Below are 23157 nucleotides of genomic sequence, written 5' to 3'. Positions count from 1 at the left end.
CCCCCGCGGTCCCTCTTCGGCTGCCTTTCGAGCTGAGTCGTTTCTGATATCGCCCACCGACAGGTCTACCCGGCGAGCCTCGACCCGGCGGGCGAGACGGGGCGAGCGAGACGGGGTGGGGTGGGGTGGGGTGCGCGACACGGACGGGCGAGACGGGGCCGGTGCGCGACACGGGCGGGCGAGACGGGGCCGGTTCGCGACACCGATCGGAGGGGGCGACACGGCCCGGGCGGGCGACACGGGGTGGGGCGGGCGACACGGGCGGGCGACACCGACCGGGCGGGCGACACGGGCCGCACTCGCCGCGGCGGGGCGGCCCGCTCCGACGCGCTCGACACCTGGCCGCCCCGGCCGGAAACCACGGCCACCTCGACGCGCCCGACGCGCGAGTCGGTCGGCGCGCCGGCGGTGAGTCGTTTCTGACATCAGCTCGAAAGGCAGCGCCGACCCATGCCCCCGGCGCCGCGTGGCACGCCACACCCGGCCCCTTCCGACGGCGCCCGGTTCAAGTCACTCCTCTCGGGTAGCAGTCCCATGGACGGCACCGGAGAGGGGACATTCAGGCATGAAGGCACTGACCTGGCACGGCAAGCGGGACGTTCGCGTGGAGGACGTTCCGGATCCCCGGATCGAGGAGCCGACCGACGCGATCGTCCGGATCACCTCGACCGCCATCTGCGGCTCCGACCTGCACCTGTACGAGGTGCTCGGGCCGTACCTGAAGCCCGGCGACGTGCTCGGACACGAGCCGATGGGCATCGTCGAGGAGGTCGGACCGGGGGTGACCCGGCTCAAGAAGGGCGACCGGGTGGTCGTCCCGTTCAACATCTCCTGCGGCTCGTGCTGGATGTGCGAGCGGCAGCTCTACGCGCAGTGCGAGACCACCCAGGTGACCAGCCAGGGCAAGGGCGCCTCGCTGTTCGGCTACACGTCGCTCTACGGCTCGGTCCCGGGTGGCCAGGCCGAGTACCTGCGCGTGCCGCAGGCCCAGTTCGGCCCGATCAAGATCCCGGACACCGGGGCCGACGAGCGGTGGCTCTACCTGTCCGACATCCTGCCCACCGCCTGGCAGGCGGTGAAGTACGCGGACACCCCGCCCGGCGGCACCCTGGCCGTGTTCGGTCTCGGCCCGGTCGGGCAGTTCAGCGCCCGGATCGGCCGCCACCTCGGCGCCGGCCGGGTGGTCGGCCTGGACCTGGTGCCGGAGCGGCTGGAGATGGCCCGTCGCCACGGCATCGAGGTGCTCGACGTCAGCCAGCTCGACGACGTGCCCGGCGCGCTCATCGACCTGGTCGACGGGCGCGGTCCCGACGCGGTGATCGACGCGGTCGGCATGGAGGCGCACGGCGCGCCGCTGGGCAAGGTCGCCCAGACCGCCGCCGGGCTGCTGCCGGACAAGCTGGCCCAGGCGATGACCGACAAGGCCGGCGTGGACCGGCTCGTGGTGCTGCACGCCGCGCTCAAGGCGGTCCGGCGCGGCGGCACCGTCTCGATCTCCGGGGTGTACGGCGGCGAGCAGGACCCGATGCCGCTGATGGAGATGTTCGACCGGGGCATCCAGTTGCGCATGGGGCAGTGCCACGTGCGGCGCTGGGTCGACGAGATCATCCCGCTGCTGGAGGGCGACGACGACCCGCTGGGCGTCGAGGACCTGCGGACGCACCGGCTGCCGCTGGCCCAGGCGCCGCAGGCGTACGAGATGTTCCAGAAGAAGGAGGACGGCTGCGTCAAGGTCGTGCTCGCGCCGTGACCCGTACCGTGGTCGTCACCGGCGCGACCAGCGGGATCGGCCGGGCGGCGGCCCGGGAGCTCGCGGGCCGCGGGGACCGTCTGGTCCTCGCGGCCCGCTCCCCCGAGACCCTGGAACAGGTACGCCGGGAGTGCGCCGACGCGGGCGCCGCGGACGTCCGGATCGTGCCGACCGACGTGACCGCCCCGGACGCGCTCGACGCCCTGGCCGCCACCGCGGTCGCCGAGTTCGGCCGGATCGACGTCTGGGTGCACACCGCGGCCGTGATGGCGTACGGGCGTTTCGAGGAGATCCCGGCGGAGGTCTTCGACCAGGTGGTCCGGACCGACCTGCTGGCCGCCGCCGGCGTCGCTCGGGTGGCGTTGCGGCACTTCCGGGCGACCGGGGGCGGCACGCTGATCCTCACCGGATCGGTGCTGGGACACATCACGGCGCCCTACATGAGCGGGTACGTGACCAGCAAGTGGGGGCTGCACGGCCTGGCCCGGGCGTTGCAGCAGGAGTCGCGGGACCTGGACGGGGTGCACGTCTGCCTGGTCACGCCGGGCAGCGTCGACACGCCCGTCTACCAACAGGCGGCGAACTACCTCGGCCGGATCGGCCGACCCCCGCTGCCGATCACCACTCCGGAGCGGGTGGCCCGAGCCATCGCGCACTGCGCCGACAAGCCCCGCCGGGAGATCTCGGTGGGCCGGGTCAACCTGGTCATGCGGTTCGGCTTCACCGCGCTGCCGGCCGTGTACGACGTGCTGGTCGGGCCGCTGATGCGGGTCGGCGGGCTCACCGGACGCCCGGTGCCGCCGACGGACGGGGTGGTGTTCGCGCCGAACCCGGCCGGTGAGGCGGTCCGGGGCGGCTGGCTGCCCGACGTGTCGCGAGTGGTGCGGTCCGTCGGCGACGCCACCGCCGCTGTCGGCTCGGCGGTACGGCGACGGCTGCGCTGAGCCGTGCCGGGTCGGTCGTCCGCACGGACCGGCGCGGGGGTGGATACCGTGTACTGCGGGACACGGCGGAGGGGACGACCATGCGCACACCAGCGGAGCGGGAACCGGGGCGGGCGAGCGGCGGGCGGGCGTGGCGGATCGCCGGGCTGGCGGCCGTCGCCGGCCTGGCCTGGGCGGCGCGGGACATCCCGGCCCAGCTCGGTGGCCGGCTCAGCGGCGCGCGGGCGGAGCGGGCGGCCCGGTCGCCGCGGTTCCGCGACGGCACGTTCCACAACCCGGCCGGCACCAGCGCCACCATGGTCGCCGACCCGGGCCGCAACCTGGTCCGGGAGCTGATCTTCGGCAAGCAGAAGCGGCGGCCCGGCAGCGCCGTGCCGCTGCTGCGCCCGGCCGATCCGGCGCCGGGTGACCCGGCCCGCGAACTGAACGCGATCTGGTACGGGCACGCGTCGACGCTGGTGGAGATCGAGGGGCACCGGGTGCTGCTCGACCCGGTCTGGAGCGACAGGTGCTCGCCGTCGGCGCTGGTCGGCCCGCGACGTATCCACGAACCGCCGGTCCGGCTGGACGAACTGCCCCCGCTGGACGCCGTGCTGATCTCGCACGACCACTACGACCACCTCGACATGGACACCGTGCGCGGGCTGCTCGCCCACCAGTCCGCGCCCTTCCTGGTGCCGCTCGGCGTCGGCGCCCACCTGGACCGGTGGGGCGTGCCGGAGGAACGCATCGTCGAGCTGGACTGGTCGGAGAGCCACCGGGTCGGCGGGCTCACCGTCACCGCCACCGCCGCGCAGCACTTCTCCGGGCGCGGGCTGCGCCGCGACGGCACGCTCTGGAGTTCCTGGGTGGTGGCCGGCGCGCACCGGAAGGTCTTCTACACCGGTGACTCCGGCTACTTCGACGGCTACGCCGCGATCGGCGCCGAGCACGGCCCGTTCGACCTCACGCTCATGCAGATCGGCGCGTACGACCGGGCCTGGCCGAACATCCACATGTTCCCCGAGGAGGCGGTCGCCGCCCACCTCGACGTCCGCGGTGAGCTGCTGGTGCCGGTGCACTGGGGCACCTTCAACCTGGCCCTGCACGACTGGTCGGAGCCGGTGGACCGGCTCTGGGCCGAGGCGAAGGCCCGGGACGTCCGGCTGGCCGTGCCGCGCCCGGGCGAGCGGCTGGTGGTCGACGAGCCTCCGACGGTGGACGGCTGGTGGCAGGCGATCGCCTGACGAAAGTACGGCCACCACACCGGGTTTCGGCGGCGAGACCGCGCCGATTCTGGTAAACCGGGAGTCGGAGCTGTCCCCCTCCGGTCGACAACGCGACCGACGGATCCACCGTCACGCCCGGCACCGCCCCGCCGGCTCGTCGTCTCCCGCGAGGAGCAGCATGCTCAACGGCCGCCTGGTCACCGTCCGACCGACCCGTAGCCAGGATCTGGACTTCCTCACCGATCTGGCCAACCACCGACACGTCCGGCAGCACGTCGTGGGCTGGAGCTGGCCCGTCGCCCCGGACGGACAACTGGAGTGGCTGCGCCAGTCGCAGGCCAGCCCGGGTACGCAACGGATGACGGTCGCCGATCCCGTGACCGACGAGCCCTGGGGCCTCACCGGGCTGTGGGAGATCGACTGGCACAACCGCTCGGCACTGACCGCGGTCAAGTTGATGCCGGGGCTCGCGCCGCGAGGCAGCGGCAGTGACGCGATCATGCTCACCATGGCGTGGAGCTTCCACGAGGTGGGGCTGCGTCGGCTGCACAGCTCGATCCTGCCCTTCAACGCCGCGAGTCTCGGGGCCTACGTGCGCAAGTGCGGCTGGCAGGTGGAGGGGCGCGACCGCCAGGCGGTGTTCCGCGGTGGTCAGTGGCACGATCTGCTGCGCATCGGTGTCCTGCGGGGCGACTTCGACGCTCACCCCGACGCGGCGGAGTACGTCGAGCGGGTATGCGGCCCTCGGATCCCGGCCCAGCCCGACTACAGCACGAACGCGTCCGTCCACAGCGCGCCGGAGCGGCCGGACAGGGCGTCCAGCATCGCCACCGCCTGACCGTCGGTGAGCTGCGCGACGAAGTCGACGATCGCCCGCCCCCGGGCCCGGCCGATCCGGTCCGGGGTGCGCGGGTGCAGCTCCGCTTCGGCCAGTTCGACCAGGTCGTGCAGGCGGCGGGGCAACCGGGACTCCTCCTCCGGGTCGAGCAGCCACTCCCAGAGCGCCTCCACCAGCGTGCCCAGCAGCCGTGCCTGGCCCCGCTGGTGCAGGGCCAGGTCGGGGCGGGCCAGCACGAACCGGTGGTGAACGAACTTGAGCACCTGCACCTCATGCCACTGCGCCTGGTCGAGCCGCACGTAGCCGGAGCGGAGGTCCGGCTCCGGGGTGACCGTGATGGCGTCGACGAAGCGGGTGGACCAACGGGCGGAGAACCGCGCGACGTACTGCTCCGCCTCGATCGAGCCGTCGAAGGGCAGCGCCAGCAGCCCCTCCACCAGTTCCTCCCGGACGTGCTCGACCGCGGCGGCGAACGCGTCGTCGTCGGCGATCCAGGCGTCCTTGCGGTGCAGTTGGCGGCGCAGTCGTTCGATCGCCGCCCCCGGTCGCCGGCCGGCGGCCTCCAGCGCCGAGGCGGTGATCGAACGCAGGTGCCCGTACTCGCGCTGCCAGGCCATCAGCTCGGCGGCCACCGCCCCCTGCTGGAGCACCCCCACGCGATAGAAGTCCTCCACGTCGTGGATGGCGTACGCGATGTCGTCGGCGGTGTCCATGACGGACGCCTCCGGGGTCTGCTGCCAGTCCGGGATGCGTCCGGCGAACGGCTCCCGGGCCTGCCGCAGGTCGTCCAGCTCGGTGCGGTACGCCCCGAACTTGACCGACCCGCTCTCCGGGTCGTCCGGCGGCGGCGCCGCGCCCCGGGGCGCCGGGTCGAGGTGCCGCGGATGCGGGTCGGGGTGGTCCAGCCGGGTCCACGGGTACTTCAGCATCGCCGCGCGGACCGCGGCGGTCAGGTCGAGCCCGGTGGTCGCCGCGCCGCGGATCTCGGTGCTGGTGACGATCCGGTACGACTGGGCGTTGCCCTCGAAGCCGTCGGCGAGCCCGAGCCGCTGCCGGGCCAGCCCGTCCAGGACCCGCTCCCCCAGGTGCCCGAAGGGCGGGTGCCCGAGGTCGTGGGCGAGCGCGGCGGCCTCCACCACGTCCGGGTCGCAGCCGCCGAGCTTCTCCAGCAGGTCCCGGTGGGCCGGGTCGGCGGTCAGCCGCTCGGCGATCGCGCGGGCCACCTGCGCCACCTTCAGGCTGTGGGTGAGCCGGTTGTGCACCAGCAGCCCGGACCCACCCGGGCTGATCACCTGGGTGACGCCGTTGAGCCGGGCGAAGAACGGCGAGCCGACGATCCGGTCCCGGTCGGCCCGGAACGGGCCGGCGGCCAGGTCGCCGAGCGCCCGGGCGCTGCCCCCGAAGAGCCGCCGGGCCCGCGGATCCGCAGGTACCTCCATGATCGCCACGCTAGCGCAGTCGCCGGCGGTCGGAGCGAGGTGCGCAGGGAGCCGCTCCCGCAGCGGACGCGAGGGCGAGTCGCTGCCACTGGCGACGCTGCTCAGCCTTCGTCTCGAAACGGGCGACGACTGGCGGTAACCCGCGGCGGCGGCCGCTCGAACCGCTGCCGGGGTACGCCACCGCCCGCCGGCCGCTTGACCCGCCGCCACCAAAACATCTGCACGACCAGGGTGAGCAGTCCGGCCAGTACGATCGCGGCCAGGTTGATCACCAACTGAAGGGCCGAGCCGGCCGCTTCGTGCCATACCCCGTACGCCGACGCGACGGCGACGTTGGCGGCTGCGGGAACGGTGGTCACCGAGATCAGCACGCCGACCAGGGAGCCGGACTTCTTCGAGGTCAGCGAGAGCATGCCGGCGATCCCGGCCAGTATGCCCACCACCCAGGACAGTGCGTCCGGACGCCAGATGAAGTCGGTCAGTGGCCGGTCGGCCAGCAGCATGTCCCGGCTGACCAGACCGGCCGCGGTCAGGCCCCACGTACTCACCACGGTCATGGCCATCGCGACCAGAAAGCCGACCGCGAGCGCCTTGACGGAATGGCCGATGATCTCCGGCCGCCGACGCAGCAGCGCCACGCAGAGCGCGGCGAGCGGCCCGAACTCGGGACCGACCACCATCGCGCCGACGATCAGGATCGGCTGGTCCAGCAGCACCCCGATCCCGGCGATCATGGTGGCCACGGTGATCAGCGCCAGGAAGGTGCTGCTGAGCGCCGTCTGCTCGCCCGTCTTCGCGGCGACCTCGTCCCAAACCAGGGCGTCCTCACCGTGGCCGGGAACCTCCTCTGCGGCCCTTTCCGCGGCGGCCGAGAGGGTCAGCTCCACGTCGTCCGCGGCGATCCCTCCGTGCGCCTCGACCCCCATCTCTTGGAGCCGACGCAGGACACTGTCGGCGCTCTCCCGGACCACGTCGCACGTGATGTAGTCGCCGGCCGGTTGGCGCGCGGCGCCGGGCAGCACCACGAGGTGGGTGACGCCGGGGTCCGCGGCCAGCAGGTCGGCGACGTCGGACGAGTGGTCCGCTGGTGCGATCACCCGGATGTGCAGCACAACCATGCTCCCTCAGGTCGCGACGGACCTCAGCACTCTAGTGTCGTGCGCCTCGCCGGACGTACCCGGATCCTGCCGTCCCGCGGATGTCGGGGCCCTCTCGCACCTGGGTTCGTGTGTCTAGAGGCGCTCCACCGTCGGACCGGAGCACCGGTTGCGGGCGTCGAACACGTAGCGGGCGCGGCGGGAGACCATCCCGTAGTCGAAGACGTCGTGGTCGGTCGTGACGATCACCGCGTCGGCCGCGTCCACCTCCTGCTCGGTCAGGGGCACGACCAGGACACCGCCCGGGATCTGGTGCGGCTCGGCGTGCGGCTCGGCGACCCGGACGTCCGCGCCGAGGTCGCACAGCCGCCGGGCGACGTCCACCGCCGGCGAGTCCCGCATGTCGCCGGTGTTCTTCTTGTACGCGAGGCCGAGCATGAGCAGGCGGGCGCCGTTGACGGCCCGGCCGGTGCGGTTCAACCCGGCCATGACCCGCTGCGCCACGTGCTCGGGCATCTCGTGGTTGACGTCGTTCGCCAGTTCGATGAACCGGAACTGGCGGCCCAGCCGCCGCTTCACCTGCCAGGACAGGTAGCAGGGGTCGATCGGCAGACAGTGCCCCCCGACGCCGGGACCCGGCCGGAACGGCATGAACCCGAACGGCTTCGTCTCGGCGGCGTCAATCGCCTGCCAGACGTCGATGCCCAGGTGGTGCGAGAGCATCGTGAGTTCGTTGATCAGGCCGAGGTTCACCTGACGGAAGGTGTTCTCGATCAGCTTCGTCAGCTCAGCGACCCGAGTGGAGGAGACCGGCACCGTCCGCTCCACGAGCCGGCGGTAGAACCCGTCCACCCGCTCCAGCGAGGGCGCGTCCACGCCGGAGACCACCTTGGGGGTGTTCTCCAGCCGCCAGGTCGGATTGCCGGGGTCGATGCGCTCGGGGCTGTACCCGAGGTGGAAGTCGCCCGGCGCGTGCAGCCCACTGGCCGACTCCAGGAGCGGACACAGCAGTTCCTCGGTCGTGCCCGGGTAGGTGGTCGATTCCAGCACCACCGTGGCGCCGGGCCGCACATACGGGCCGATGCCTCGCCCAGCCTGCTCCACGTAGCTGAGATCCGGCGTGCCGTCGCGCAGCGGGGTGGGCACCGTGATCACGCAGACGTCGAAGTCGCGGGCGTCGGCGTACTCGGTGCTCGGCAGGTAGCGACCACTCCCGAGCGCCCGACCGAGCCGGTCGGCCGGGATGTCCTCCACGAACGACTCGCCGGAGGCGAGCCGCTTGATCCGGTCGGCATCGACGTCCAGCCCGACCACGTCGAAGCCGGCCTCCACGGCCCGCATGGCCAGCGGAAGACCGACGTACCCCTGGCCGATGACGACTACCTTCTCCGCGCTCACCCGGGCTCCAGACACGTAGGAAATCACCTGATTGGAGGCTAGAGGGGTTTCTGAGGCCGGAAGTCCGTTTTCGGGATATCGGTCCGACCGGACGCCGAAGCGGGAGCGCCGCGGTGCGGGGCTTCCGACCCGAGCGGGCAGAATGCACGACGGAACCCACCCGAGAAGGCGGATCAGATCGTGACCCAGTCTGTGCACCAGCGGATCGCCGAGGAACTCGGCGTCGCCGAACGTCAGGTGCGCGCGGCCGTCGAGCTGCTCGACGGCGGCGCCACCGTGCCGTTCATCGCCCGCTACCGCAAGGAGGCCACCGGCCTGCTCGACGACGCGCAGCTGCGCACGCTGGAGGAGCGGCTGCGCTACCTGCGCGAGCTGGACGAGCGGCGCGCCGCCGTGCTGGAGTCGATCCGGAGCCAGGGCAAGCTCGACGAGGCGCTGGAGGCGCAGATCCTCGCCGCCGACTCGAAGTCCCGCCTGGAGGACATCTACCTGCCCTACAAGCCGAAGCGGCGGACCCGGGCGCAGATCGCCCGCGAGGCCGGGCTGGAGCCGCTCGCGGACACGCTCCTCGCCGACCCGACGCAGGACCCGAGGACGGTCGCCGCCGGGTTCGCCGACCCGGACAAGGGCGTCGCGGACGCCGCCGCCGCGCTGGACGGTGCCCGGGCCATCCTGATCGAGCGCTTCGCCGAGGACGCCGACCTGATCGGCACGCTGCGCGAGCAGATGTGGTCGCGGGGCCGGCTGGTCTCGCGGGTACGCGAGGGCCAGGAGACGGCCGGCGCGAAGTTCGCCGACTACTTCGACTTCGCCGAGCCGTACCCGAAGCTGCCCTCGCACCGGATCCTCGCCATGCTCCGGGGCGAGAAGGAGGGCGTGCTGGAGCTGACCATGGACCCGGAGGCCGAGGGCGACGCCGACGCGGCCACCGGGCCCAGCCGCTACGAGGCCGCCGTCGCCGGCCGGTTCGGCGTGAGCGACCAGGGGCGGCCCGCCGACCGCTGGCTGGCCGACACGGTGCGCTGGGCCTGGCGTACCCGGATCCTCATCCACCTCGGCGCGGACCTGCGGATGCGGCTGTGGCAGGCGGCCGAGGAGGAGGCGGTCCGCGTCTTCGCCACCAACCTGCGCGACCTGCTGCTGGCCGCGCCCGCCGGCGCCCGCCCCACCATGGGCCTCGATCCGGGCCTGCGCACCGGCGTGAAGGTGGCCGTGGTCGACGCCACCGGCAAGGTGGTCGCCACCGACACGATCTACCCGCACGAGCCGCGCCGGCAGTGGGACGCCTCCCTGCACACGCTCGCCACGCTGGCCGCCGCGCACGGCGTCGAGCTGGTGGCGATCGGCAACGGTACGGCCAGCCGGGAGACCGACAAGCTGGCCGGTGACCTGATCAAGCAGCACCCCGAGCTGAAGCTGACCAAGGTGGTGGTCTCGGAGGCCGGCGCGTCGGTCTACTCGGCCTCCGCGTACGCCTCGCAGGAGCTGCCCGGTCTCGACGTGTCGCTGCGCGGCGCGGTCTCCATCGCCCGCCGCCTCCAGGACCCGCTCGCCGAGCTGGTGAAGATCGACCCGCGCTCGATCGGGGTCGGGCAGTACCAGCACGACCTGTCCGAGGTGAAGCTGTCCCGCTCCCTCGACGCGGTGGTGGAGGACTGCGTCAACGCGGTCGGCGTGGACGTCAACACCGCCTCCGCGCCACTGCTCACCCGGGTCTCCGGCATCGGCGCCGGGCTGGCCGAGAACATCGTGCTGCACCGCGACGCCAACGGGCCGTTCCGCACCCGGGCCGAGCTGAAGAAGGTGGCCCGGCTCGGGCCGAAGGCGTTCGAGCAGTGCGCCGGCTTCCTGCGCATCCCCGGCGGGGACGACCCGCTCGACTCGTCCAGCGTGCACCCGGAGGCGTACCCGGTGGTCCGCCGGATCCTCGCCTCCACCGGGCAGGACCTGCGCGCGCTGATCGGCAGGTCGGCCATCCTGCGCGGCCTGCGGGCGACCGACTTCGTCGACGACACGTTCGGTCTGCCCACCGTCACCGACATCCTGGCCGAGCTGGAGAAGCCCGGCCGCGACCCGCGCCCGGAGTTCCGCACGGCCACGTTCGTCGAGGGCGTCGAGAAGATCGGCGACCTGACCCCGGGCATGGTGCTGGAGGGCGTGGTGACGAACGTGGCCGCGTTCGGCGCGTTCGTCGACGTCGGCGTGCACCAGGACGGCCTGGTGCACGTCTCGGCCATGTCGCACACCTTCGTCAAGGACCCGCGCGACGTGGTGAAGTCCGGCGACGTGGTCAAGGTCCGGGTGCTCGACGTGGACGTGCCGCGCAAGCGGATCTCGCTGACGCTGCGGCTGGAGGACGAGGCCGCCGGCGGTCGGACATCCGGCGACGGAGGCCGGCCGGAGCGCGGCACGGCGCGGGACGGCCAGCGGGGCGGCGGGCCCGGTTCCGGCCGCCGGCGTGCCGAGCAGGTCGGTCGCGGCGCAGCCGACGGGCGTCGCGAGCACGGCGGCGGAGCCGGTGGGCAACGTGGCGACCAGAGTGGTCGCGGCGCGGCCGGAGGGCAACGCGGGAGCCGGGGCACGGGAGGCGGATCGCCGCAGCGAACCGGCCGGAGCGGCCCGGCGCCGGTGAACGACGCGATGGCCGAGGCGCTGCGCCGGGCCGGGCTGGCCTGACCGTCGCCGCCCGGGTCCGATCGAGGTCGGACCCGGGCGGGCTACGACCACACCGTGGAAGCCGCCCCGCACCGCAGCGACGGGCCGGGCGGTGCGCGTACCGTCGCGGCATGGGTGACCACGACGGCCTGGACTGGCGGGAACAGCGCCGGCGGGCGGTGTCGGCGCACGCGGCGGCGGCCGACGCCCGGCGCGCCGCGGAGCAGGCCGAGGCCGGCGAGCTGGTCGCGGCCTTCGTCGCCGAGGCGACCCGACGCGGTCTGCGTCCGGTCCGGCTGACCGCCACCGGGTACGACGGGCGCGGCCGCTACCGGACGCGGCTCACCGGCTGGTACCTCGACCGGGCCCGCACCCGGGCGGTCGGCACCGACGGATACTTCTACCTGCTGACCGTCCCCGCCGGGCTGCGGGCACGGATGTTCGGCGCGGAGCCGTCCCGGTCCCCGGCGCCGCTGGTGGTCGGCGAGGGTGGCCGGGACGGCGACTCGATCCCGCTGCGCACCCTGCTCGACCGGCGGCTGGCGGCCGGCGACGATCCCCGGTGACCGTGGGCGGGACGCCGGGGCCGGGGCCGCGATTGCGGGGCGCCCCCGCAACCTCCGCCTGATCTTCGGGGCCGCACGGATCACAACCTTCCGAGCCGGCAAGCGTTAGCCATACCGCGGCCCGGTTTGCAGGGCCGGCGGCCGACCGACCGTCGAGAACGAGTCGCTCACCCTTCGGTTACTCCTGAAGACAATCAGGGTCATTGGCACCGTATGACGTATATAAAGCATTTTTTCTTGTTATAAACCCCTCGAAGATGCCCACATCGCGACGGGAGACTGCATGAGCGGCCGGGTCCATCTGTCCCCACCCGACGTTGGAGAGCTCGAGGAGTCCTATCTCGTCAATGCGCTGAGGTCCGGCTGGGTCGCGCCGGTGGGACCGGAGGTGACCGCCTTCGAGCGGGAGATGGCGGAGCGCGCCGGAAGCGCCCACGCGGTCGCGGTCAGCTCCGGCACGGCGGCGCTGCATCTCGCACTGCTGGCGCTGGGCGTCGGCACCGGCCACGTGGTCGTCGTGCCCACCATGACCTTCGTGGCCACCGCCAACGCGGTGGTCTACACCGGAGCTGAGCCCGTCTTCGTCGACAGCGAGCCCGGCACCGGCAACCTCGATCCGGAGCTGCTCGGCGACCTGCTCGACACCCTGCAGGCCGAGGGCCGGAGCGTCGGCGCGGTCATGGCGGTCGACCTCTTCGGCGCCTGCGCCGACTACACCCGCCTCACCCAGGTCTGCGACGCCGCGGGTGTGCCGCTGGTGGAGGACGCCGCCGAGTCACTGGGCTCGGCACACCGGGGACGTCCCGCCGGTTCCTTCGGTCACGCCGGCATCTTCTCCTTCAACGGCAACAAGATAATCACCACCTCCGGTGGCGGGATGCTGCTCTCCGACGACGGCGACCTGGTGGACCGGTGCCGGCATCTGGCGACCCAGGCCCGACAGCCGGTCGCGCACTACGAGCACCACGAGGTCGGCTACAACTACCGGCTGAGCAACCTGCTGGCAGCCCTGGGACGGGCCCAACTGGCTCGGCTCGACGAGATGACGTCACGCCGCCGGCAGTTGCGCGAACGCTACGCCAAGCTCTTCGCGGCCGTACCCGGCGTGCGTCTGCTCGGCGAGGGCGACCTCGAGAGCAACTGCTGGCTGACCTGTGTCGTGGTGGATCCCGATCGGTCGAGCTGGGTGGCCGCCGACCTCGCGGCGGAGCTTTCCCGCGCCGACGTCGAGACCCGGCCGCTGTGGAAGCCGATGCACCGGCAACCGGTCTTCGCCGAAACCCGCGCAGCCCTCACCGGGGTGGCGGATCGACTCTTCGCGAACGGCCTCGCGCTGCCGAGCGGCTCGGCCATGGACGACGCGCAGGAGGCACACGTGTTCCGGACCATCGAGCGGTTCCTGGAGCGGCGATGACGATCCAGGTGAGGGCGCTGGACAGCACAGCCGACACCGACAGCACGCTTCCGGACGTCTACTTCACCTCGGGATACGGCCAGGCGGCGGCGGCGGCCGAGGGCGGCGTCTGGCGGTCCCTGCACATCGCGGACGGCGACCTCGTGGTGCCGCACGTGCTCCGGCAGGTCGACCCTGCCCTGTCCGACGCGGTGAGCCCGTACGGCTATTCCGGGCTGCACCTGGCGCCGCACGTACCGGCCGCAGAGCTTCCCCGGCTCTGGGCGGCGGCGGCGGCACACTGGCGGGCCAGTGGCGTCGTCAGCCTTTTCCTGCGCTTCTCGCCGTGGGATCTCGCGGCGGTGGAAGCGGCCAGGGCCGTCGACGACGTGGTGCTGACTCGCCGCGCCGACACGGTCCTGGTCGCTGTCGACGGCGGGCCGACGGCGATCTGGGAGGCCATGGCCGGCCGCTCCCGGACAGCGGTGCGAAAAGCGGAACGTGTCGGCCTCACGGCCACCGTTCGGGCCACCGGACGCGAGGACCTGGCGCCCGGGTCGGCCTTTCGCCGCCTGTACGAGCAGACCATGATCCGGGTCGGCAGCACGCCGGAGTACCTGTTCCCCGAGGCCTACTACCGGCTTCTCGCCGACGGTCTCGGCAAGTCCCTGCTGCTGGCTGAGGTACGGGACGGATCAGGCCGGGTCGTGGCCGCCGCGCTGGTGATGCGGCACCGGGAGCGTGCGCACTACCACCTCGCCGGCTCGGATCCCGCGGCCGCTCGGGACGGTGCGAACAACCTGCTTCTCTGGACGATCCTCCAGTGGGCCGCGGAACACGGGTGCGTGGCGGTCCACCTCGGCGGTGGGGTGAGACCCGACGACGGGCTGTTCCGGTTCAAGTCCTCCTTCGGTGGCGAGCGGGTCCCGTTCTGGACCGGCGCGGTGGTGCTGCTCCAGGCCCGCTACGACGAGTTGCTGGCCCGGCACGCCGCCGCCCACGGCCGACCGACGGACGTGCTGCGGCAGAGCGGCTTCTTTCCCGGCTACCGCTGGAGGGCGAGCTGAGATGGCGGCAACCGATCGCGCCAAGAGGACCTTCGACGTCGTGGTCGCCGGACTGCTGGTGGTGCTGCTGAGCCCGGTGATGGCCGCCGTCGCTGCGGCGATCCTGCTGACGGCGGGCCGGCCCGTGCTGTTCCGGCAGTGGCGACCGGGGCTGCACGGCAGTCTGTTCCTGCTCACGAAGTTTCGGACGATGCGGCCACCCCGCCCCGGACAGGACGTCTGGGCCACCGACGAACTGCGGGTCACAGCGCTGGGCCGGTTCCTCCGGCGGACCAGCCTCGACGAGTTGCCCGAGCTGCTGCACGTGTTGTCCGGGACGATGAGCCTGGTCGGCCCGCGACCGCTCCTGACGGAGTATCTGCCGCGCTACAGCGCACGGCACGCCCGCCGGCACGAGGTCCGGCCCGGGATCACCGGCCTGGCACAGGTCAGCGGTCGCCGCTCGTTGACCCTCGGGCAACGGCTCGAACTGGACGTCCGGTACGTCGACACCTGGTCGCTGCGGCTGGACCTGACGATCCTCGTGCGGACTCTCCTGGAGCCCTTCCGCCGGGGAGACAACCCGACCCAGAAGCTCGAGGAGGTCGACGACGTCGGCCTGCTCCGTCTCCCGGAGCGGATCCGGTGACCGCCCCCGCTCGCTGGGAAACGGGATCCTCGTTCCCGCTGATCCTCCCCGCCGCTGACGACGACCGGAGCGGACCGGCGGAACCGTGGCACCGGTACGGCTCGGGTCGGCAGGCGCTGCTGGCACTCCTGACGTTCGGTCGGGACGTGCTTGGATGGCGCACCGCCCACCTGCCCACGTACTTCTGCCCACCGGTGGCCGAGGCGGTCGCGACCGTCCTGCCCGTGCACCGATACCCCTGCGGCCCCGGCGGTGGGGCCGCTCCGTCCGGGCTCGGCCGCACCGATGCCGTCCTCGCCGTGTCGTTCTTCGGCGAACGACCCGTCGTACCGGAGGGCGACCCGGCCGTGGTCGTCGACGCCACCCACGACCCGCTGGCACCCTGGCTGCCCGACGTCGGAGCGGACTACGTCGTCGCGTCTCTGCGGAAGACCCTGCCGCTGCCGGACGGAGGGGCGCTCTGGTCACCGGCCGGCCGCCCGCTACCGGCCGAGCCGACACTGGGCAACGTCCATCGGGCCGCGGCCGGCGACGTGCTGGCCGCGATGTGCCTGAAGTCCGCCTACCTCGGGGGCACGGACGTCGACAAGCAGCAGTTCCTGGCGCTCTACGCCGAGGGCGAGGAGGCACTGACCTCAACCGCGGTAAGTGCCATGTCCTCGTACAGCGCGCAGGTGCTGCCTCTGCTGCCCGTCGCCCGGCACCGCCGGCACCGCATCGAGAACGCCCACCGCCTCGCCGACCGGCTCACCGGGCTACCCGGCCTCACTGCCCGCGCCCATCCCTTCGGCGTCGTACTGGAGCTCGACTCCCCCGGCCGCCGGGAAGAACTGCGGGCCGGGCTCATCCGACGACAGGTCTACCCGGCCGTGCTCTGGTCGCTGACCGAGGGGCAGGCGCCCGCCGACCAGGTCGACTTCTCCCGTCGGATGCTGTTTCTGCACACCGACGCCCGCTACGACGGTGAGGACATGCGGAGGACGGCGGAGATCGTCCGCGAACAGTCGGCCGCCCGGCCCGCCCTTCGACCCGCCCCGTTGCCCCCGCCGCCGTTCGCGGCCATTCCCGCCGCGGCCGGCCGGCCCGTTTCCATCGGCTCAGGAGATCAGCCATGACCGGTCTGCGGATCGTCGTCGTCACGAAGACCAACGAGGGTGGCGCCTGGATCGCCACCCAGGCGCGGACCCTGCAGGCACGTGGTCACGAGCCGGTGGTCATCCTGCCGGCAGGGCCCGGCCGGCTCACCGCACGCCTGGAGGAACTCGGCGTACGGACCGTGGCCTCCCCGTTCGACTTCCGGTTCCGCCCCACACCGGCAACCGTGGTCCGCCTGTGGCGACTTCGGCGGCTGCTTCGTGGACTCCGGCCCGACGTCGTGAACTACCACCTGTACGCCGCCGCGCTCGCCGTCCGGCTCGCCTCCCTGGGGCTCCGGTTCCGCCGGGTGCACACCGTGGTGGGGCCGCTCTTCCTGGAGTCGCCCGTCATCCGCGCGGTGGAGCGGGTGCTCTGCCGGCTGGACCATCTCGTCGTCTGCGGCACCGCCTACACCTCTCGGCGCTACGGGGAGCTCGGCCTGCCGGTCGAGCGCCGCCCCACGGTGACGGTGGGGATCGACATGTCTCACTACACACCGCCGGAGCGCCGGGAGAGCGAGCGAGCCAAGGCCCGAGCCGAACTCGGCCTGCCGCAGCAGGCGTTCGTGGTCATCATGGTCGCGTTCGTCTATCCGCCGCGCCGGTTGGACGGGGCCCGCCGCGGGATCAAGGGCCACGACGTGCTGTTCGAGGCGTGGCGGGTGTTCCGGACCCGGCGGCCGGACGCGCACCTGCTGCTGGTGGGCGGCGGCAACGGCCCGGGTGGCGTGGCATACCGGAACGAGCTGGTCCGTCGCTACGACGTCACCGCCGACTCGAGCGTGACGTGGCTGAATTCGGTCGAGGACGTACGGCCGGCCTACCGCGCGGCGAACCTCAGCGTCAGCCCGTCCCTGTCCGAGGGACACGGGGCTCCCGTGGAGGCCCATGCCATGTCGGTACCGAGCGTGGTGAGCGACGCCGGCGGGCTGCCGGAGACCGTGGACGGGCAGTCCGGCTGGGTGGTGCCACGCGGCGACGCGACCGCACTGGCGGAAGCGTTGGAGGCGGCGTACCGCGAGTACGCCACCGGGCGACTGGACGCCCACGGTGACCATGCCCGCCGGTACACCGAACGACACTTCGACCGCCAGCAGGCGGAACACCGGGTGGTCGATCTCGTCGAGGAGACCGTCGGGCGACGGCGAGCCACCGATCCGCGGCGGCTCTCAACCCTGGAGGCCACCGAGTGAGGGTCGTGGTCACCACGGAGAGCAGATTCATCCGTACGCCGGACGGCCGGGTGTGGACGCCCACGCCACCCGACCACCGGTTCTGGCAGCGTTACCTCAGCGTGTTCGACCAGGTCCGGGTCGTCGCCCGGGTGCAGGACCAGCACGAGGTGCCGGCCGGCCTGCTGCGCGTGGACGGCGAGGCCGTGGAGGTCCACGCCGTGCCCCACTACGTCGGTCCGTGGCAGTACCTGCGCCGCAGTCGGCACGTACGACGCGCGGTCGAGGCCTCGGCCGGCCCGGACGACGCCGTGATCCTCCGGGTTCCGTCCGTCCTCGGTTCGGCACTGCGCTCGGCGCGGGTCCGGCACGGCCTGCCGTTCGCGTTGGAGGTGGTGGGCGATCCGTGGGACGTCTTCGCCGAGGGTGTGGTCCAGCATCCGCTCAGGCCACTGTTGCGCCGGCGGATCACCGAGAGGCTGCGGCAGGAGTGCCGGACCGCGGCCGCGGTGTCGTACGTGACGGAGGAACACCTTCAGACCCGCTATCCGACCGCACCGGGAGTGCCGGTCGCCGCGGTGTCCAGCGTCGATCTGCCGGATGATGCCTTCGTCACGCGACCTCGTCAGGTGGTCAGGGCGGCCGGCGTGGCACCCACCGTGGTCACGGTGGGCACCCTCGAGCAGATGTACAAGGGGGTCGACACCCTCATCGAGGCGGTGGCACTGCTCGGCGACGACGGAGTGCACGTTCGGCTCGTTCATGTCGGACAGGGCCGGTACCGGAGTCGACTGGAGCGCCTGGCGAGGGAGCGGGGCGTCGCCGACCGGGTCACCTTCGCGGGTTGGGTCGGCCCGGGCGAGCCGCTGCGGGAGCGACTCGACCGCGCGGACCTGTTCGTGATGCCGTCGCGGACCGAAGGGCTGCCACGCGCCCTGATCGAGGCCATGGCACGCGGGCTGCCGGCCGTCGGTACGCGGGTCGGGGGGATTCCGGAGCTGTTGACCGCGGACGACACGGTGGCCCCGGACGATCCTTCCGCCATGGCCACCGCCATCGCGCGAATGCTCGACGAACCCGCTCGGATGAGCGCCGCCTCGGCGCGGAACCTGACCCGGGCGCGACAGTTCTCACGGGAGACGCTCATCCCTCGACGTACCGCCTTCTACCAGTCGGTGAAGGACGCCATGGGTGAGCAGCGTCCGAACGCGACCGGGCCGCTGTCGGAGCGACCGGTCGACGCGGCGAGCCGCACCGGCCGGTGAGGGCGCGGCGGGCGACCGCCACTTTCCGCACCTGCCCTCGTTACTCCTCCGTCAACTCACCGGCCCGCACGAGGCGCCGCTGTCCCGGTTCTTCCACAAAACCGCCGCAGACCCGGTCGTGACAGACCGGGATCAGCGGCCTGGCAACGAGGAGTACGACGATGCCGAGAGCGACTCCGACGGATCCTGTCGCGCGCCCCGACCGGGGTGACACCGAGCGCCGGCAGCCCGGGACCCGCCGATGAGCACACCGGCCGGCCTCGTCGTCCCCACGGGTCCCGGAGTGCCGGGCAGGGCGGGCGACGGGCGGAAGCGGGCCTGGGACCTCCTCTGGGCGGGTGCGCTCACGTCAGCGCTCACCGTGGCGCTCGTCGTCTGCGTGCCGTCCCTGCGCCATTGGCTCATGGCGCCGGTGACGGTGAGCGGCACCATCATCGGGGCCGAGGCCGTCCGCTGGTTCCGTCGCGATGTCGACGTCCTCGAACCGCGGGCCTGCGCGGGCTTGTTCGGCTTCCACTTCTTCTACGTGGCGCCGGTGCTCACGGTCGCTACGCGGATCTGGGCGCCGAGCTACTACAACCCTCCCGACTGGCCGGACGCCATCGGCGCACTGTCGGTGCTGAATGTCGTCGGGCTCTGCATCTATCGCCTGGTGGTAGCCGCACCGCCGTGGCCGCGTCGGCGCGACCGCCCGGCCCGGGCTCTCAATTTCCGGGCGTTCTACGGGCTCGGAGCCGCGGCGGCGGCCGTCAGCCTGGCCCTCTTCTTCGGCTACCAGGTCCGTTCGTTCGGTGGCCTCCCGGGGTTCGTGGCCGCCATGACGAACCGGGCGGATCCGCCGGACCTGAGCGAACTTGGCCCCGTCGTCCTGATCAGTCAGGCGTTTCCGGTGCTGATCTTCACCGTGCTGCTGGTGCGGTGGCGCGACACGCTCGCCCGGAGCCCGGTGCGGTTGACCCTGCTCCTGGCCGCTCTGGTGGTCGTGCAGTTCTTCGTGGCCGGCCTCGGTGGCCTCCGGAGCAACACGTTGTGGCCCTGCGTGCTGGGCCTGGTGATGATCCATCTCGTCGTGCGGCGCCTGACCCGACGTGCGCTGCTGGTGCCCGCGGTACTCGTGCTCGTCTTCCTCTACATGGCCGCATTCTTCAAGGAGGGCGGCGTCGACAGCATCAACGAGATCCGGCAGACCGGTTCGGTCACCCAGGCCGAGTCGGAGACCGGACGGAACCTGTCCGTGATGCTGGCCGGCGACCTGGGCCGCACAGATGTCCAGGCGCTCATTCTGCATCGTCTCCTGTCCGGTCAGATGGAGCCCGAGTACGGCAAGACCTACGCCGCGCCGTTCCGGCTCTGGCTACCGAACTCCATCGCCCCGCTCGACTTCGAGACCAAGCGTGACGTTGGCGCTCGGTGGCTCTACAACCCGCTGTACGGACGGGGAGAGCGGATCTCCAGCAAGATCTACGGAATGACCGGCGAGGGGATGATGAATCTAGGGCTGCTCGGCGGCGTGCTCTCGTTCGCCGTGTACGGCCTGGTCATACGGCTCATCGGACGCCTCTATCGGGGAGCGCGAACAGGTCAGGCCCTGGCCCCCCAGCTCTGGGCCGCGATGGTGTGGCCGATGACGATCCTGGCCCTGAGCGCCGATCTCGGCAATTTGATCGACTTCAACATGGGCTTCACCGTGCTGGTCGTGCTGCTGGTCCTCCTCAGCAGTCGACGACTCGGCGGCAGGCGTCACGCCCCGGGCCTGCTCGGGGCCGATCCGCACCGGCCGCCCTGGGCACAGCCGGCCGGCCCGGCAGAGCGGATGCCGACGGCCCTACGCGAGCGGCGCAACATCCACGTCTGAGGATTGGTGGCAGATGAACCACGCAAGGGTGGGGCGCGAGCCCGGGCAGCGCAGGACCGACCAGCGGGGCGGCGCGGCCGGAAAGACCGTCACGACGCCATCGCCTGCTCGGTACCGGGTGGTGCAGATCTTCGGCGTCCTCGACGTCGGCGGGGCGGAACTCCGGGCGATCGAACTGCTGCCAGAGTTGACCCGGGCCGGCGCGGACATCCATTTCGTCACGCTCACCGGACGTCGAGGGACCCTGGCGCCCACGGTCGAGGGTCTGGGCGCCGAGGTGCACCCGATGCCCGTCGACATCCGGTTTCCGGTGCGCTTCGTCCGATTCCTCACTCGGTTGCGGCCACGTGTCGTGCACTCCAACGTCGCGACGTTCTCCGGGGCGCTGCTCCTGCTCGCCGCGGTGGCCCGGGTACCGGTGCGGATCGCGCACTTCCAGAGCGACGGCGACGAGCACGGGAGCAGCCTGCGACGCCGGGTCCAACGGTGGCTGATGCGCAAGCTCATCCACTTCTGCGCCACCGACATCGTCGGTGTGGCGCCGAATGCTCTCCGCCACGGCTACCGGGCCGACTACCCGGCCGATCGGCGGTGCCGGGTCCTTCCCAACGGCTTGAATCTCGATCGGCTCACCGGAGCGTCCGGCTACGACCTCCGCCAGGCGATCGACGCCGCCCCGGGTGACGTGGTCTGCCTGCACGTCGGCCGTCCCTCGCCGGCGAAACGCCGGTGGCTCGTCCCACCGATCGTGGCGGAGGCGCTGGCATGCGGTGTCGCCGTCCGGGGGGTGCTGGTGGGGGCCCGGGACGACGACGACGATCGGCGTGTGCTCGACGAGGCACGTGCCCTCGGTGTGGCGGAGCGCCTCCATCTGCTCGGCCCCCGGGACGACGTGGGAGCGCTGATGCGCCAGGCGGATCTGCTGCTGCTCCCGTCCGATCGGGAGGGTCTACCCAGCGTGGTGCTGGAGGCGCTGGCGGTCGGCACCCCCGTCGTCGGCTCCGACCTGCCGGGCGTCTGCTTCATTGCCGGTGAGCTGCCCGGAGTGGTCACCGTGCCCCGCGACGCCGCACCGTCGGAGTGGGCCACGGCGATCGCCGACCTGGTCAGCCGGGCGGGCGGAACGGGCGACCGCGCGGCGGCCGAGGAGAGGTTCCGGGCGAGCGTCTTCTCGTTGCGGGCCGCCGCCGCGGAGCACCTACGGCTGTACCGGGCGCTCCCGACGTCGCCGGCCGTCGACCACCATGACGACCCGGCTTCCCTCTCCCCTTCGCACTGAGGCCTGCCGAGCCGGTCTCGCAGCGCCAGATTCGGCGCATGGACGGCGCCCGGCGCCCCGTCCCCGGCCGTAGCTGTCAGGTGGGCGGCGTGCCGTGGACCGGTTCCATGCACAGGCGGACGTGGCGCCGCGGGACGTTGCTCACTGGACGGTCACGACGTCGTCCGGGGAACCGGCGAGGTCGCTGTCACCGCGACCCCGCCGGAGTCTGCGGCTTCGGCCGCCGCACCTCGGTAGCGGCGGATCGTCCGTCGGTAGCCGTACCACACGGCGGGTCCCACGGTCAGGGCGTACGCGGCGCAGCCGACGAACGGCACCGCGTTCAGGCCGTATCTGGTCGCGGCGAACCACTTGGCCGGGACGGAGGTCCCGAGGAACAGGATCTGCCCGACCAACTGAGGCCTCACCACACCGGCGGCGTTCTGCACCATGGCCATCACCGAGAACATCCCGACCAGGACGAAGTAGAGTCCGAGCCCCGCCAGCAACCATCGGCTGCCGCCCCCCAGCGGCATCGGCAGCCAGACGGAGAAGATCCAGTCCCCGACCAGCGCGAGGACCGCCGTCGGCACCGCGGTGGCGAGCAGCGCCAAGGTGACCATCCGCCGGACCGTCTGGTGGACCCAGGTCAGGTCACCCCGGGCGAGCGCGTCGCCGTTCGCCGGCCAGAGCGGCACGTTGATCATGGATACCAGCATCCCCACCAGGGACACCATCTTCGCCGGCAACGCGTACGCGGTGACGCTCTGCGGCCCCAGGGCGTGCGCGATGATCAGGTTGTCCGCGTTGTACGACACCGCGTACAGCACGAACACCACGAAGAACCCACCGCTCAACCGGATCAGGACGGTGCTCAGTCGACGATCGATCGCGGCAAGTCGCGGGCGAAGTTCGGGCATCCGCCGGCGGAAGATCCAGATACTGACCGCGAGGTTGGTCAGGAGCGGGCCCAGGGCCGTCGCGGTGACCACCGCGAGGGGAGCGTACGGGCCACGGGCGGCGAGCAGCACGACCGGGACCGTCGCCAACGTTCCCGCCGCCTGCCAGATGGCGCAGCTGGCGACCTGCTGGTAGGCGTACTGGACCCGGACGATCAGGGCCAACGGGATGTTGAGCAGGAACGCGGTCAGACAGATCATGACCACGGCCGTGGTCTCCCGGGAACCAACCGCCCCGGTGACGTTGAAGACCGCAGTCCAGGGGACGAGGCCGGAGCCTAGCCAGAGCAGGCCGCACAGCCCGACCGCCACCGAGCTCAACAGGGCGTAGGCGGTGGAGATATAGCTGCGGGCCTGCGCGGCGTCGCCGTTCGAGTAGCAGGGTGCCAGTTTGGTCATCAGGCCCGCACCGAGCCCGAGATCAGCGAAGGTGACCATGCCGGTGAGAGCGAGCACCGACATCCACAACCCGTACCGGTCAGGTCCGAGGGTGGCCAGGGACACCGGTATGAGCAGGAGTGGTGCCACC

18 protein-coding genes are annotated in these 23157 nt (G+C 72.2%); 14 read left to right on the top strand and 4 right to left on the bottom strand.

Annotated features, from left to right (window positions below; all coding sequences use genetic code 11):
• The first annotated feature begins 565 nt into the window (after positions 1 to 565).
• The 4 genes from ACN27B_RS20300 (at position 566) to ACN27B_RS20285 (ending at position 4740) form a co-directional block, all read left to right on the top strand.
• The gene (locus tag ACN27B_RS20300) at positions 566 to 1750 is read left to right on the top strand and encodes a zinc-dependent alcohol dehydrogenase (RefSeq protein WP_422741277.1); all 1185 of its coding nucleotides are present in this window, start codon (positions 566 to 568) and stop codon (positions 1748 to 1750) included.
• A complete protein-coding gene (locus tag ACN27B_RS20295; protein ID WP_422741276.1) occupies positions 1747 to 2694 on the top strand; it encodes an SDR family NAD(P)-dependent oxidoreductase in 948 nt (315 codons plus the stop codon). The genes ACN27B_RS20300 and ACN27B_RS20295 overlap by 4 nt, the downstream gene beginning before the upstream one ends.
• Positions 2695 to 2774: 80 nt before the next feature.
• A complete protein-coding gene (locus ACN27B_RS20290) occupies positions 2775 to 3920 on the top strand; it encodes an MBL fold metallo-hydrolase (protein WP_422741275.1) in 1146 nt (381 codons plus the stop codon).
• Positions 3921 to 4080: 160 nt separating this feature from the next.
• On the top strand, positions 4081 to 4740 hold the full coding sequence (locus tag ACN27B_RS20285) for a GNAT family N-acetyltransferase (RefSeq protein ID WP_099161663.1): 660 nt from the start codon (positions 4081 to 4083) through the stop codon (positions 4738 to 4740).
• Here the strand turns inward: ACN27B_RS20285 and ACN27B_RS20280 are convergent.
• From ACN27B_RS20280 to ACN27B_RS20270, 3 genes are all read right to left on the bottom strand, one after another.
• Positions 4668 to 6179, bottom strand: coding sequence for a deoxyguanosinetriphosphate triphosphohydrolase family protein (locus ACN27B_RS20280; RefSeq protein ID WP_422741274.1), 1512 nt, complete (start codon positions 6177 to 6179; stop codon positions 4668 to 4670). The genes ACN27B_RS20285 and ACN27B_RS20280 overlap by 73 nt on opposite strands.
• Before the next feature lie 101 nt (positions 6180 to 6280).
• Positions 6281 to 7201: a DUF389 domain-containing protein gene (locus ACN27B_RS20275; RefSeq protein ID WP_422741273.1), complete on the bottom strand. Its 921-nt coding sequence runs from the start codon at positions 7199 to 7201 to the stop codon at positions 6281 to 6283.
• 210 nt (positions 7202 to 7411) lie between these two features.
• Positions 7412 to 8674 (bottom strand): nucleotide sugar dehydrogenase, encoded by a 1263-nt coding sequence (locus ACN27B_RS20270; RefSeq protein ID WP_099161665.1) that lies wholly within the window; start codon positions 8672 to 8674, stop codon positions 7412 to 7414.
• A gap of 180 nt (positions 8675 to 8854) precedes the next feature.
• Here ACN27B_RS20270 and ACN27B_RS20265 point away from each other — a divergent pair, with 180 nt between their 5' ends.
• The 10 genes from ACN27B_RS20265 (at position 8855) to ACN27B_RS20220 (ending at position 21690) form a co-directional block, all read left to right on the top strand.
• Positions 8855 to 11350 carry a Tex family protein gene (locus ACN27B_RS20265; RefSeq protein WP_099161666.1) on the top strand — a complete coding sequence of 832 codons (2496 nt, stop codon included), beginning with the start codon at positions 8855 to 8857 and terminating at the stop codon, positions 11348 to 11350.
• 110 nt (positions 11351 to 11460) lie between these two features.
• Positions 11461 to 11895: a hypothetical protein gene (locus ACN27B_RS20260; RefSeq protein ID WP_099161667.1), complete on the top strand. Its 435-nt coding sequence runs from the start codon at positions 11461 to 11463 to the stop codon at positions 11893 to 11895.
• 283 nt (positions 11896 to 12178) lie between these two features.
• Positions 12179 to 13309 (top strand): DegT/DnrJ/EryC1/StrS family aminotransferase, encoded by a 1131-nt coding sequence (locus ACN27B_RS20255; RefSeq protein WP_099161668.1) that lies wholly within the window; start codon positions 12179 to 12181, stop codon positions 13307 to 13309.
• Entirely contained in the window at positions 13306 to 14355 is a 1050-nt protein-coding gene (locus tag ACN27B_RS20250) for a lipid II:glycine glycyltransferase FemX (RefSeq protein ID WP_099161669.1), read from the top strand. The genes ACN27B_RS20255 and ACN27B_RS20250 overlap by 4 nt, the downstream gene beginning before the upstream one ends.
• 1 nt (position 14356) lies before the next feature.
• Entirely contained in the window at positions 14357 to 14983 is a 627-nt protein-coding gene (locus ACN27B_RS20245) for a sugar transferase (RefSeq protein WP_099161670.1), read from the top strand.
• Complete coding sequence (locus ACN27B_RS20240) at positions 14980 to 16098, top strand: hypothetical protein (RefSeq protein ID WP_422741272.1); 1119 nt, start codon at positions 14980 to 14982, stop codon at positions 16096 to 16098. Before ACN27B_RS20245 ends, ACN27B_RS20240 begins: the two co-directional genes overlap by 4 nt.
• Positions 16095 to 17312 (top strand): glycosyltransferase, encoded by a 1218-nt coding sequence (locus tag ACN27B_RS20235; RefSeq protein WP_422741271.1) that lies wholly within the window; start codon positions 16095 to 16097, stop codon positions 17310 to 17312. Before ACN27B_RS20240 ends, ACN27B_RS20235 begins: the two co-directional genes overlap by 4 nt.
• Positions 17309 to 18556: a glycosyltransferase gene (locus tag ACN27B_RS20230; protein ID WP_422741270.1), complete on the top strand. Its 1248-nt coding sequence runs from the start codon at positions 17309 to 17311 to the stop codon at positions 18554 to 18556. The genes ACN27B_RS20235 and ACN27B_RS20230 overlap by 4 nt, the downstream gene beginning before the upstream one ends.
• A 241-nt stretch (positions 18557 to 18797) precedes the next feature.
• Positions 18798 to 20411 carry a hypothetical protein gene (locus ACN27B_RS20225; protein ID WP_157779086.1) on the top strand — a complete coding sequence of 538 codons (1614 nt, stop codon included), beginning with the start codon at positions 18798 to 18800 and terminating at the stop codon, positions 20409 to 20411.
• A 13-nt stretch (positions 20412 to 20424) separates the two neighbouring features.
• A complete protein-coding gene (locus tag ACN27B_RS20220; protein ID WP_422741269.1) occupies positions 20425 to 21690 on the top strand; it encodes a glycosyltransferase family 4 protein in 1266 nt (421 codons plus the stop codon).
• A 152-nt stretch (positions 21691 to 21842) separates the two neighbouring features.
• On the opposite strand, the gene ACN27B_RS20215 is transcribed toward ACN27B_RS20220, so the two are convergent.
• Positions 21843 to 23090 (bottom strand): lipopolysaccharide biosynthesis protein, encoded by a 1248-nt coding sequence (locus ACN27B_RS20215; protein WP_157779087.1) that lies wholly within the window; start codon positions 23088 to 23090, stop codon positions 21843 to 21845.
• Between the last annotated feature and the right edge of the window lie 67 nt (positions 23091 to 23157).

It is taken from the genome of Micromonospora sp. WMMD754 (assembly GCF_049315235.1).
GTDB lineage: Bacteria > Actinomycetota > Actinomycetes > Mycobacteriales > Micromonosporaceae > Micromonospora > Micromonospora sediminicola.
This window is presented reverse-complemented; position numbering and strand designations above follow the sequence as displayed.

Excerpts from the sequence above, each read along its gene's own strand:
- ACN27B_RS20300 (WP_422741277.1), top strand. The coding sequence starts at position 566 with ATGAAGGCACTGACCTGGCACGGCAAGCGGGACGTTCGCGTGGAGGAC.
- ACN27B_RS20290 (WP_422741275.1), top strand. The coding sequence starts at position 2,775 with ATGCGCACACCAGCGGAGCGGGAACCGGGGCGGGCGAGCGGCGGGCGG.
- ACN27B_RS20285 (WP_099161663.1), top strand. The coding sequence starts at position 4,081 with ATGCTCAACGGCCGCCTGGTCACCGTCCGACCGACCCGTAGCCAGGAT.
- ACN27B_RS20280 (WP_422741274.1), bottom strand. The coding sequence starts at position 6,179 with ATGGAGGTACCTGCGGATCCGCGGGCCCGGCGGCTCTTCGGGGGCAGC.
- ACN27B_RS20260 (WP_099161667.1), top strand. The coding sequence starts at position 11,461 with ATGGGTGACCACGACGGCCTGGACTGGCGGGAACAGCGCCGGCGGGCG.
- ACN27B_RS20255 (WP_099161668.1), top strand. The coding sequence starts at position 12,179 with ATGAGCGGCCGGGTCCATCTGTCCCCACCCGACGTTGGAGAGCTCGAG.
- ACN27B_RS20250 (WP_099161669.1), top strand. The coding sequence starts at position 13,306 with ATGACGATCCAGGTGAGGGCGCTGGACAGCACAGCCGACACCGACAGC.
- ACN27B_RS20245 (WP_099161670.1), top strand. The coding sequence starts at position 14,357 with ATGGCGGCAACCGATCGCGCCAAGAGGACCTTCGACGTCGTGGTCGCC.
- ACN27B_RS20235 (WP_422741271.1), top strand. The coding sequence starts at position 16,095 with ATGACCGGTCTGCGGATCGTCGTCGTCACGAAGACCAACGAGGGTGGC.
- ACN27B_RS20225 (WP_157779086.1), top strand. The coding sequence starts at position 18,798 with ATGAGCACACCGGCCGGCCTCGTCGTCCCCACGGGTCCCGGAGTGCCG.
- ACN27B_RS20220 (WP_422741269.1), top strand. The coding sequence starts at position 20,425 with ATGAACCACGCAAGGGTGGGGCGCGAGCCCGGGCAGCGCAGGACCGAC.
- ACN27B_RS20215 (WP_157779087.1), bottom strand. The coding sequence starts at position 23,090 with ATGTCGGTGCTCGCTCTCACCGGCATGGTCACCTTCGCTGATCTCGGG.